Origin of the sequence: Pseudomonas sp. Pseusp16 (assembly GCF_047324915.1) — a bacterium.
Classification (GTDB): Bacteria; Pseudomonadota; Gammaproteobacteria; order Pseudomonadales; family Pseudomonadaceae; genus Aquipseudomonas; species Aquipseudomonas fluorescens_CD.
Window position 1 is genome coordinate 6,778,130 of record NZ_CP168522.1, and the last position, 11,409, is coordinate 6,789,538.

Genomic DNA, 11,409 nt, shown 5'->3' on the forward strand with positions numbered 1-11,409 from the left:
ATGAAAAAGCCCCGCCTGGATCACCAGGCGGGGCTTTTTAGTAGCCGTTGGAATCAGACGAGAGGTTTAGGCTCGTGCTCTTTTTCCTGGGCCTGTTCGTGTTGCTCGACCGCTTCCTGAACGGAGCGTGGTGCTTCGTGGATCACTGACTCAACCGGCTCGGCAGCCACTTCAGCGGCAACCGGTGCGGGTTCGGCAGCGACAACCGCTTCAGCCGGAGCAGCAGCGGCGGCCAGTTCGGCTTCCTTCTGCAGACGCTCGGCTTCACGCTTGCGACGACGCACTTCACGCGGGTCGTTAGGCGCACGACCACTTGGGGTCAGGGCGCTGACAGGCGCGGCCTCGACTACCGGTGCAGGCGCTTCGGCAACGACCGGTGCTTCAACGACCGGTGCTTCAACCACCGGCGCTGGAGTCGGCTCCGCTGCGGCAACTACCGGCTCGGAAACCATGGCTTCAGCCACTTGGGTTTCAGCGGCTGGTGCAGCTGCTTCAGTGACGGCTGGCTCGGCCACCCAGTTGAACGCGGTTTGCTCTTCACGTACTTCGCGAACGGTTTCAGTCACGGTCTCGACGACGGCCTCTGCAACCACGGCAGGTGCTTCAACCACGGGAGCCGGCTCGGCGGCCGCTTCAACGGCAGGCTGTGCCTCAGGCGCTGGCGCCAGTTCGATTTCCGGCGATGCGGTGACTTCAACCGGCGTGGTCGCTTCAACGACTGGCGCTTCAACTGGAGCAGACTCCAGGGTCGCGGCAGTGGCGCGTTCGGCTTGCACGTTGGCTTCTGCTTCAGCCGGAGCACTGATCACGCTGCTGGCGACGGCTGCGGTGACAGCCAGGCCGGCGGCCAGGTCGGCAACGCTTGGTGCTTCAGCGTTTTCACCGGACTCGGACTCTTCCGAACCTTCGATCACGTTGCCGTTGGCGTCACGCTGACGCTCGCGACGGTTGCTGCGACGACGCTGGCCACGGGAACGACGGCGCGGACGATCGCCTTCGGCGGCTTCCTGACCCTCTTCCTGCAGTTGCTCTTCGTTGGTGGTCAGTTCTTCTTCGGCTGCGGCTGCGGCAGCTTGTTCGGCACGTGGTTGACGTTCTTCACGCGGCGGGCGTGGAGCGCGTTCTTCGCGTGGCTGGCGAGCTGGACGCTCTTCAGCGGTAGCAGCAGCGGCCGGAGCGGCCGGAGCGGCATCCAGAGGCTCGCGCAGTTCACGAACGCGTTCTTCGCGCTCGCCACGAGGCTTGCGGTCTTCGCGCGGAGCGCGCGGTGCACGTTCTTCACGAGGAGCGCGCGGTGCGCGTTCTTCGCGGGCGACTGCCGGCGTTTCTTCGCGGGACTCACGAGGCTCGCGAACTTCGCGAGGCTGACGCTCTTCGCGCGGTGCGCGTTCTTCACGCGGGGCACGTTCTTCGCGAGGTTTGCGCTCTTCATCGCGGCGACCAGTACGGTTGCGGCTTTGCTGGCGACCGTTGCGACGCTCTTCGTTGCGGGCCGGACGCTCGACGGCAGGTTTTTCAACGACAACCGGCGCGACAGGCTCTTCCTTGGTGGCGAACAGGCTCACCAGCGACTTCACCAGGCCTTTGAACAGGCTTGGCTCTGGCACGGCGACCGGAGCAGGGGCCGGAGCGGCGACTTCGGTCGGAACCGGAGCGTTGGCGCGGGCCGGGGCCGTCTTGACCGCCGCTTCCTGGCGAACCAGGGTGCGGGTTGCAGCAGCTGGCTGGACTTCTTCGACTTCGGCAGCGGCAGCGGCGATTTCGTAGCTGGACTGGTTGGTCGCGGCTTCCGGGCTGTCATCACGCAGGCGCTGCACTTCGAAGTGCGGCGTTTCGAGGTGATCGTTCGGCAGGATGACGATGCGGGCGCGGGTGCGCAGTTCGATCTTGGTGATCGAGTTGCGTTTTTCGTTGAGCAGGAACGCAGCCACCGGGATCGGCACTTGTGCACGAACTTCGGCGGTACGGTCTTTCAGGGCTTCTTCTTCGATCAGGCGCAGGATCGCCAGGGACAGCGATTCAACGTCACGGATGATGCCGGTGCCGTTGCAACGCGGGCAGACGATGCCGCTGCTTTCGCCCAGGGATGGACGCAGGCGCTGACGGGACATTTCCAGCAGGCCGAAGCGCGAGATGCGACCGACTTGCACGCGAGCGCGGTCGGCTTCCAGGCATTCGCGGACTTTCTCTTCCACGGCGCGCTGGTTCTTGGCAGGGGTCATGTCGATGAAGTCGATGACGATCAGGCCGCCGATGTCACGCAGGCGCAACTGACGGGCGATTTCTTCGGCCGCTTCAAGGTTGGTTTGCAGCGCGGTTTCTTCGATGTCGCTGCCTTTGGTGGCGCGCGCCGAGTTGATGTCGATGGACACCAGGGCTTCGGTCGGATCGATCACGATGGAGCCGCCGGAAGGCAGTTCGACAACGCGCTGGAAAGCGGTTTCGATCTGGCTTTCGATCTGGAAACGGTTGAACAGCGGAACGCTGTCTTCGTACAGCTTGATCTTGCTGGCGTACTGCGGCATCACCTGGCGGATGAAGGTCAGGGCTTCGTCCTGGGCTTCAACGCTGTCGATCAGCACTTCGCCGATGTCCTGGCGCAGGTAGTCGCGGATCGCGCGGATGATCACGTTGCTTTCCTGGTAGATCAGGAATGGCGCGGCGCGGTCCAGCGAGGCTTCCTTGATGGCGGTCCACAGTTGCAGCAGGTAGTCGAGGTCCCACTGCATTTCTTCGCTGCTGCGGCCCAGGCCGGCAGTGCGCACGATCAGGCCCATGTCGGCCGGGGCAACCAGGCCGTTCAGGGCTTCACGCAGTTCGTTGCGCTCTTCGCCTTCAATGCGACGGGAGATACCGCCGGCACGCGGGTTGTTCGGCATCAGCACCAGGTAACGACCGGCCAGGCTGATGAAGGTGGTCAGGGCGGCGCCCTTGTTGCCACGTTCTTCTTTCTCGACCTGAACGATGACTTCCTGGCCTTCGCTCAGGACGTCCTTGATGTTGACGCGACCTTCCGGGGCTTTCTTGAAGTATTCGCGGGAGATTTCTTTGAGGGGCAGGAAGCCATGGCGCTCAGAGCCGAAATCGACAAAGGCAGCCTCAAGGCTTGGTTCGATGCGAGTAATCCGGCCTTTATAGATGTTGGCCTTCTTCTGCTCGCGTGCACCGGATTCGATGTCCAGGTCGTAGAGGCGCTGGCCATCTACCAGTGCAACACGCAACTCTTCGGGTTGAGTTGCGTTAATCAGCATTCTTTTCATGTAGTACCGTCGGTTTCCGGGCTGCCGGAAACGGCGTTCGGCACACACGACTTCTCACGGTCGGTGTCAGGTGCGTCGGGAGTGGTTGGCCATTTCCCGTGTCCAGCGAAGTCCGGCCAATGTGGGCCTTCATCGCGACGTACGCGTCCTGCTTGCTGTGGCTACTTAAGCACTCAGTCAGGAGGAGGAATCAACCAGCGGCTGTGGACGAGATGAAGCGTCTTGAGAAATCCTGTTGCTACACAGTCCGGCGGTTGTGCATCTCCACCCTACACGTATCCCTGATAATTCGGGTGCTGCCGCGCGCAGAATCCGCAGCGGGTTGGCATTTACCGTGAGCTCCGAAAGGGGAGGTCACGCATCATGGCTAATTTAGGCGTTGTTTCCGATGCCTTCGCTCGGGGTCATTCGCAGCTGACTGCACTTTGTGAACTGGCCGTGAATATGGCTCGCAAAACGAGTGGAAAACTCTGCTTTGTGGCGTGATTCAGGCCTCATGTCACCTGCGCTCGTTACACCTGCAAACTCCACCGTTACGTAGCGAAAGCCCCGTAGGACGGCCTCGCGTCCTGGTGAATTGCGTTGGTCAGGGCCGGTTTTTGACCGTTGGTCCGCTGTCCAGGCCGCTTTTGGCGACGTTCGCGACTATAGCAGCAATGATTAAGTGCTTCAATTCCATAAAAAATTGTTATCATCCGCGCCATGACGACGACTACCCCCCCGACTCCAGGCGTACAACTGCTTGAGGTCTCGCCGGAATATGCCGGCCAACGCATTGATAATTTCCTTCTCGCCCGACTCAAAGGCGTGCCCAAGACCTTGATTTACCGCATTTTGCGCAAGGGCGAAGTGCGCGTGAACAAAGGTCGGATCAAGCCCGAGTACAAGCTGCAGGCGGGCGATATCGTGCGCGTGCCGCCGGTGCGCGTGCCTGAACGCGACGAGCCGGTGCCACTGGCACAAGGCCTGCTGCAGCGACTCGAAGCCTCGATTGTCTTCGAAGACAAGGCGCTGATCGTGATCAACAAGCCTGCGGGCATTGCGGTGCACGGCGGCAGCGGGCTGACTTTCGGTGTGATCGAAGCCTTTCGTCAGTTGCGCCCCGATTGCAAGGAGCTCGAGCTGGTTCACCGTCTCGACCGTGATACGTCCGGCCTGTTGATGATCGCCAAGAAGCGCAGCATGTTGCGCCACTTGCATACCGCGTTGCGCGGTGATGGCGTCGACAAACGCTACATGGCGCTGGTCCGCGGTAACTGGGCGAGCTCGATCAAGCAAGTCCGTGCGTCGCTGGGCAAGAGCAATCTGCGCTCCGGCGAACGCATGGTCGAGGTCGACGAGGAGGAGGGGAAGGAGTCCGTGACCGTGTTCAAGGTCCTGCGCCGCTTCGGCGACTTTGCCACCCTGATCGAAGCCAAGCCGATTACCGGTCGGACTCACCAGATCCGCGTCCATACCTTGCACGCCGGGCATTGCATCGCTGGCGACACCAAGTATGGCGACGAAGGTTTCAGCAAGGAAATCCGCGATCTGGGCGGCAAGCGCCTGTTCCTGCACGCCTACATGCTGACTGTGCCGCTGCCTGACGGTGGCGAGCTGAAGTTGCAGGCACCGGTCGACGAGATGTGGGCCAAAACCGTGGAGCGATTGAGTGCGCCCATCTGATTACAAACTGCTGATCTTCGATTGGGACGGGACGCTGGCCGATTCCATCGGTCGGATTGTCGAGGCAATGCACGTTGCCTCGCAGCGTTCCGGGTTTGAACAGCGCGATGATTTTGCCGTCAAAGGTATTATCGGGCTGGGCTTGCCGGAAGCGATCCGCACCCTGTACCCCGAGATTGGCGACAGCGAACTGATCGCGTTCCGCGAGCATTATGCCGAACATTACATTGCGTCGGAGGCTGTGCCTTCACCGTTGTTCGAGGGTGTGGTCGAGTCGCTCGAGGCATTCCGTGCCGAGGGTTATCATCTGGCTGTGGCGACCGGCAAGGCCCGTCGCGGGCTGGACCGGGTGTTGAAGTCCCATGGCTGGGAGAATTACTTCGATATCACCCGTGCCGCTGACGAGACCGCCAGCAAGCCTCATCCGTTGATGCTCGAGCAGATTCTCGCGCATTGCGAGGTTCGCCCGGAACAGGCGTTGATGGTCGGTGATTCGTCCTTTGATTTGCAGATGGCGCGCAACGCCGGTATGGACTCGGTGGCAGTCAGCTATGGTGCTCAAACGATCGATGCGTTGAAGTTATATGAGCCGCGACTGGCCATCGACCGCTTTTCAGAATTGCATGCCTGGCTGAGTCAGCAGGCTTAACCGGTTGTTTTTGGGGTGGATGGCATGACCGACGAATGGAAAGCGCCCGCCAAGGCGAGCGCAGAGAGCGGTGACGACAAAAGCTGGGCGCTGCTGGAGAAGACGCTGCTGGCTGGCGTGCAGGAGCAGCGTCGGTCCCGTCGCTGGGGCATATTCTTCAAGCTTCTGACTTTTGTGTATCTGTTCGGCGCTATTGTTCTGTTTTCGCCGCTGATGGATGTGGAAAAAGCCGCCACCCGCAGTGCCCATTACACGGCGCTGATCGATGTGACGGGTATGATTGCCGACAAGGAGCCGGCCAGTGCAGACAATATCGTTGGCAGCCTGCGCGCGGCTTTCGAGGACGAGAAGGTCAAGGGTGTCATCCTGCGGATCAATAGTCCTGGCGGCAGTCCGGTGCAGTCGGGTTATGTCTATGACGAGATCAAGCGTCTACGCGGCCTGCATCCGGATACCAGGCTGTATGCGGTCATTTCCGACCTGGGGGCTTCCGGTGCCTACTACATCGCCAGTGCGGCGGATCAGATCTATGCCGACAAGGCCAGCCTGGTCGGTTCCATCGGTGTGACGGCAGCCGGTTATGGCTTTGTCGGCACCATGGAGAAGCTGGGTGTCGAGCGTCGCACTTATACCTCTGGCGAGCACAAGTCGTTCCTCGATCCGTTCCAGCCACAAAAGCCGGAAGAAACCGCCTTCTGGCAGGGTGTGCTCGATACGACCCACAAGCAGTTCATCAATAGCGTCAAGCAGGGGCGGGGCGATCGCCTGAAGGACAAAGAGCATCCGGAGCTTTTCTCTGGCCTGGTCTGGTCCGGCGAGCAGGCGCTGCCACTGGGATTGATCGATGGGCTGGGTAATGCCAGTTCGGTTGCGCGGGATGTGATCGGCGAGAAAGAACTGGTGGACTTTACCGTTCAGGAGTCGGCATTCGATCGCTTCTCGAAAAAGCTCGGTGCCAGCGTGGCTGAGCATTTGGCGATGTGGATGGGGTTCAACGGTCCGTCGTTGCGCTGATTGTGGAGTGACATGAAAAACCGGCCTGCGAGGCCGGTTTTTTAATATTTGGACTCAGGGGATTTGTACGCCTTCGGCCAGCAACATGTCGATCAGGCGAATCAGCGGCAGGCCGATCAGGCTGGTGGCGTCGGGTCCCTCGGTGCTGCGAAACAGGCTGACCCCCAGGCCTTCGGCCTTGAAGCTGCCTGCGCAGTCATAGGGTTGCTCGGTGCGCAGGTAGCGTTCGATGCGGGGCGTGTCGAGTGTGCGCATGTGTACGGTGAACGGCACGCAGTCGACCTGACAGTGCCCGGTCTGGCTGTTGAGCAGGGCCAGACCGGTCAGAAACGTCACGCTGGCACCGCTGGAGGCCAGCAATTGTTCGCGGGCTCTTTCGAACGTGTGGGGCTTGCCGATTATCCGGTCTGCCAACACTGCGACCTGGTCGGAGCCGATTATCAGATGAGCGGTATGGCTGTCGGCCAGGGCGCGCGCTTTCTCTTCGGCGAGGCGCTTGACCAGTTCCATGGCCGATTCGCCGGGACGATGGCTTTCGTCGATATCCGGCGAGCTGCACGTGAAAGGCAGCTGCAGGCGAGTCAATAATTCCCGGCGATAGACCGAGCCGGAAGCGAGTAATAAAGGCAGCATGCGCATCTCCAGAAGGCAGGTGCGAATTCTAGCGAGGCTTCCAAGTGACGGACAGGGCTGAATTTCCTTTGACATGGGCGGGTGCATCCCTATAATGCTGCGCCTATGTTGAATGACCCGATTCCACCTCACGTTGACCCGCGCAAATTGGCTGATCGTGGCACCACCCTTCAAGGTGAAATGCTGCTGGCCGATTTGGAGAGACTCTGCGACCCGCTTTCCGACAATGTCGGTACGGTGCAGGCTAAATTCGTTTTTGAACGAGATGAACGTAAATCTGTGGTCATCCACAGCTTTATCGACACTGAAGTCAAAATGGTTTGCCAGCGTTGTCTTGAGCTGGTCACCCTGCCGATCCATAGCGAATGCAGTTACGCTGTGGTGAAGGAGGGTGCGAATACCCAGTCGTTGCCGAAAGGTTATGACGTGCTGGAACTGGGCGAAGATCCTTTGGATCTGCAGTCACTGATCGAGGAGGAGCTTCTGCTCGCCTTGCCCATTGTGCCTGCTCATCATCCGGAAGAATGCCAGCAGCCGGCGGGAGCAGATGAGCCCGAACCGAGCGAGGACGAGGTAACGCGGTCCAACCCGTTCAGTGTATTGGCGCAGTTAAAGCGTGACCCAAACGTTTAGGAGTTAATCAATTATGGCTGTTCAGCAGAACAAAAAATCCCGCTCTGCCCGTGACATGCGCCGTTCGCACGACGCTCTCGAGGCTAGCACCCTGTCTGTAGAAAAAACCACCGGTGAAGTTCACCTGCGTCACCACGTATCGCCAGAAGGCGTATACCGTGGCCGTAAAGTGATCGACAAGGGCGCTGACGAGTAATCACTTGTCCGCTCAAGTCATCGCGATTGACGCAATGGGCGGGGACTTCGGTCCCCGCAGCATTGTCCAGGCCAGCCTTGCTTGCCTGTCTGCCACGCCCTCGCTGTACCTGACCCTCGTCGGTCAACCCTCCCTTCTTGAAGAATTGATCGCTGGCCATTCGGCTGTGGATCGCGCGCGCCTGTCGATTGCTCCGGCGAGTGAAGTCATCACCATGGACGAAAAACCTGCCCAGGCCTTGCGTGGCAAGCCGGACTCGTCGATGCGCGTGGCCCTTGAGCTGCTGCGCGACGGCAAGGTCCAGGCCTGCGTCAGTGCCGGCAATACCGGTGCGCTGATGGCGTTGTCGCGGTTCGTACTCAAAACCCTGCCGGGTATTGACCGCCCGGCCATGGTGGCGGCGATTCCGACACAAAAGGGTTACTGCCAACTGCTTGACTTGGGTGCCAACGTCGATTGCAGTGCCGAGCACCTGTTGCAGTTTGCGGTCATGGGCTCGGTTGCGGCCGAGACCCTGGGTATCACCCGTCCACGGGTAGCGCTGCTGAACATCGGTACCGAAGACATCAAGGGGAATCAGCAGGTCAAGCTGGCTGCGACGTTGCTGCAAGCCGCCCGAGGTATCAACTACATCGGCTTCATCGAAGGTGATGGTTTGTATCGCGGTGAGGCGGACGTGGTGGTCTGCGATGGCTTTGTCGGTAATATCCTGCTCAAGTCCAGCGAAGGTCTCGCGACCATGATTGCCGCGCGCATCGAAGCCTTGTTCAGGAAAAGCCTCGCTTCCCGCGCTGTCGGTGCCTTGGCGCTGCCTTTGATGAAACGCTTGCAGGCCGATCTGGCGCCGGCGCGACATAATGGCGCAAGCTTCCTCGGCTTGCAGGGCATCGTGGTGAAAAGTCACGGTTCGGCCGGGGTTCAGGGCTTCCAGAGTGCAATTCAACGCGCGTTGATAGAGATTCAGGAGAACTTGCCTGAGCGCCTCCATGGCCGTCTGGAGGATTTGTTGTCTTAGGCGTTTTCGTCGGACAATGCTTAAATGTGACTGCCCGGTTCAAAGGGCCATCCAACTGTCAGTTTCTTGCGTCCCCAAGCGGGGCGTCATTCTCCGACGACAAGATCATTAGGGGCTTGTTACATGTCTGCTTCCCTCGCATTCGTCTTTCCAGGACAGGGTTCGCAGTCCCTCGGCATGCTGGCCGAGCTGGGCGCGCAACATCCGCTGATCCTCGAAACCTTCAAAGAAGCTTCCGAAGCACTGGGTTACGACCTGTGGGCACTGACCCAGCAAGGGCCGGAAGAGCAACTCAATCAAACCGATAAAACCCAGCCGGCCATTCTGACCGCTTCGATCGCCTTGTGGCGTTTGTGGCTGGCGGAAGGCGGTGCGCGTCCGGCTTACGTTGCCGGGCACAGCCTGGGCGAATACAGCGCGCTGGTTGCTGCCGGTAGCCTGACGCTGGCAGACGCGGTGAAGCTCGTTGAGCGCCGCGGCCAATTGATGCAGGAAGCGGTGCCGGCCGGACAGGGTGGCATGGCTGCCATCCTCGGTCTGGAAGATGCCGATGTGCTGGCTGCCTGTGCCGAAGCGGCGCAGGGCGAAGTGGTCAGCGCCGTCAACTTCAACTCCCCGGGCCAGGTAGTGATTGCCGGCGCCAAGGCTGCGGTTGATCGCGCCATCGAAGGCTGCAAGGCCCGTGGCGCCAAGCGCGCCATGCCGCTGCCGGTGAGCGTGCCATCGCACTGTGAACTGATGCGTCCGGCTGCCGAGCGTTTCGCCGAATCGATCGCGGCAATCGACTGGCAGGCACCGCAGATTCCTGTGGTCCAGAACGTCAGTGCCGAAGTGCCGGCCGATCTGGAAACCCTCAAGCGCGATCTGCTCGAGCAGCTGTACAAGCCGGTACGCTGGGTCGAATCCGTGCAGGCGCTGGCAGCCAGGGGCGCGACCAATCTGGTCGAGTGCGGCCCGGGTAAAGTGCTCGCCGGTCTGAACAAGCGTTGCGCCGAAGGCGTGTCGACATCCAACCTCAATACCCCAGACGCTTTCGCTGCCGCCCGCGCAGCGTTGGCCTGAACTCAGGAGAAGCTTGCATGAGTCTGCAAGGTAAAGTTGCACTGGTCACTGGTGCGAGCCGTGGCATCGGCCAGGCCATCGCCCTGGAACTGGGTCGTCAAGGCGCCATCGTTATCGGTACTGCGACCTCCGCGTCGGGTGCTGAACGCATTGCCGCCACCCTGAAGGAAAATGGTATTCAGGGCACCGGCCTGGAACTCAATGTCACCAGCGACGAGTCCGTGGCGGCAGTCCTGGCGAGCATTCAGGAGCAGTTCGGTGCGCCGGCGATCCTGGTCAATAATGCCGGTATCACCCGCGATAACCTGATGATGCGCATGAAAGACGACGAGTGGCACGACGTTGTCGATACCAATCTGAACAGTCTGTTCCGCCTGTCCAAGGGCGTTTTGCGTGGCATGACCAAAGCCCGTTGGGGCCGAATTATCAGTATTGGTTCGGTTGTGGGTGCCATGGGCAACGCAGGCCAAGTAAACTACGCTGCCGCCAAGGCCGGCCTGGAAGGTTTCAGCCGTGCACTGGCGCGTGAAGTCGGTTCGCGTTCGATTACGGTAAACTCGGTGGCCCCAGGGTTCATCGATACCGATATGACTCGTGAATTGCCCGAGGCGCAGCGTGAAGCCTTGCAGACGCAGATTCCGCTGGGTCGTCTGGGGCAGGCTCAAGAGATCGCGTCCGTGGTCGCTTTTCTTGCGTCGGACGGTGCGGCTTACGTTACCGGAGCTACAATCCCGGTGAACGGCGGGATGTACATGTAATTCAAATGTGACGGATTGCTTCAAAAAAATGTCATACGAGCTGTCTAAAATCCGTTATAAAGCTGCAATCTATTTTATAGGCATAGGGTCACCGGGTTTGAGGAGTGAAGCTTTCAGTTGAAAAGCTGAAAAGCCTTTCTATACACTTACCCACTGGCCAGCTGCCTGAATTTGTCCATTAGGAGTGAAAACAAGGTATGAGCACCATCGAAGAGCGCGTCAAGAAAATCGTTGCTGAGCAACTGGGCGTTAAAGAAGAAGAAGTGGTCAACACTGCTTCCTTCGTAGAAGACCTGGGTGCCGACTCCCTTGACACCGTTGAGCTGGTGATGGCTCTGGAAGAGGAATTCGAGACCGAAATCCCTGACGAAGAAGCCGAGAAGATCACTACTGTACAAGCTGCAATCGACTACGTTACTAGCCACCAGGCGTAATAGTTTGTAATCGTTGCTCGCTGTCATGGAAAAACCGCACTGCCATCATGGCGTGCGGTTTTTTCTTTAGGCCTGATGCAAAGTCGTCAT

General features: G+C 59.9%; 11 protein-coding genes. 9 read left to right on the forward strand and 2 right to left on the reverse strand.

Annotated elements, in window-relative coordinates:
• Positions 1–53 precede the first annotated feature (53 nt).
• On the reverse strand, positions 54–3,260 hold the full coding sequence (rne, locus tag ACEN8Q_RS30825; protein ID WP_413704193.1) for a ribonuclease E: 3,207 nt from the start codon (positions 3,258–3,260) through the stop codon (positions 54–56).
• 702 nt (positions 3,261–3,962) lie between these two features.
• Between rne and rluC the strand changes: the two genes are divergently transcribed.
• The 3 genes from rluC to ACEN8Q_RS30840 are packed head-to-tail and all read left to right on the forward strand — an operon-like array spanning position 3,963 to position 6,588.
• A complete protein-coding gene (gene rluC, locus ACEN8Q_RS30830; protein ID WP_007977058.1) occupies positions 3,963–4,925 on the forward strand; it encodes a 23S rRNA pseudouridine(955/2504/2580) synthase RluC in 963 nt (320 codons plus the stop codon).
• Positions 4,912–5,574: an HAD-IA family hydrolase gene (locus ACEN8Q_RS30835; RefSeq protein WP_413704194.1), complete on the forward strand. Its 663-nt coding sequence runs from the start codon at positions 4,912–4,914 to the stop codon at positions 5,572–5,574. Before rluC ends, ACEN8Q_RS30835 begins: the two co-directional genes overlap by 14 nt.
• Positions 5,575–5,598: 24 nt before the next feature.
• The gene (locus ACEN8Q_RS30840) at positions 5,599–6,588 is read left to right on the forward strand and encodes a S49 family peptidase (RefSeq protein WP_413422649.1); all 990 of its coding nucleotides are present in this window, start codon (positions 5,599–5,601) and stop codon (positions 6,586–6,588) included.
• Between the two features lie 54 nt (positions 6,589–6,642).
• Here ACEN8Q_RS30840 and ACEN8Q_RS30845 read toward each other — a convergent pair whose 3' ends face one another.
• Positions 6,643–7,221: a Maf family protein gene (locus tag ACEN8Q_RS30845; protein WP_413704195.1), complete on the reverse strand. Its 579-nt coding sequence runs from the start codon at positions 7,219–7,221 to the stop codon at positions 6,643–6,645.
• A gap of 105 nt (positions 7,222–7,326) precedes the next feature.
• On the opposite strand from ACEN8Q_RS30845, the gene ACEN8Q_RS30850 reads away from it, so the two are divergent.
• The 6 genes from ACEN8Q_RS30850 (at position 7,327) to acpP (ending at position 11,319) form a co-directional block, all read left to right on the forward strand.
• Positions 7,327–7,854 (forward strand): YceD family protein, encoded by a 528-nt coding sequence (locus tag ACEN8Q_RS30850; protein ID WP_007942001.1) that lies wholly within the window; start codon positions 7,327–7,329, stop codon positions 7,852–7,854.
• Between the two features lie 13 nt (positions 7,855–7,867).
• Positions 7,868–8,050, forward strand: a complete 183-nt coding sequence (gene rpmF / locus ACEN8Q_RS30855; RefSeq protein WP_003179396.1) for a 50S ribosomal protein L32 — start codon at positions 7,868–7,870, stop codon at positions 8,048–8,050.
• 4 nt (positions 8,051–8,054) lie between these two features.
• Positions 8,055–9,065 carry a phosphate acyltransferase PlsX gene (plsX, locus tag ACEN8Q_RS30860; protein WP_413422653.1) on the forward strand — a complete coding sequence of 337 codons (1,011 nt, stop codon included), beginning with the start codon at positions 8,055–8,057 and terminating at the stop codon, positions 9,063–9,065.
• A 123-nt stretch (positions 9,066–9,188) separates the two neighbouring features.
• Positions 9,189–10,127, forward strand: a complete 939-nt coding sequence (gene fabD / locus ACEN8Q_RS30865; RefSeq protein WP_413422655.1) for an ACP S-malonyltransferase — start codon at positions 9,189–9,191, stop codon at positions 10,125–10,127.
• Between the two features lie 17 nt (positions 10,128–10,144).
• Positions 10,145–10,885: a 3-oxoacyl-ACP reductase FabG gene (fabG, locus tag ACEN8Q_RS30870; RefSeq protein WP_008016438.1), complete on the forward strand. Its 741-nt coding sequence runs from the start codon at positions 10,145–10,147 to the stop codon at positions 10,883–10,885.
• A gap of 197 nt (positions 10,886–11,082) precedes the next feature.
• Positions 11,083–11,319, forward strand: coding sequence for an acyl carrier protein (gene acpP / locus ACEN8Q_RS30875; protein WP_003175607.1), 237 nt, complete (start codon positions 11,083–11,085; stop codon positions 11,317–11,319).
• Positions 11,320–11,409 lie beyond the last annotated feature (90 nt).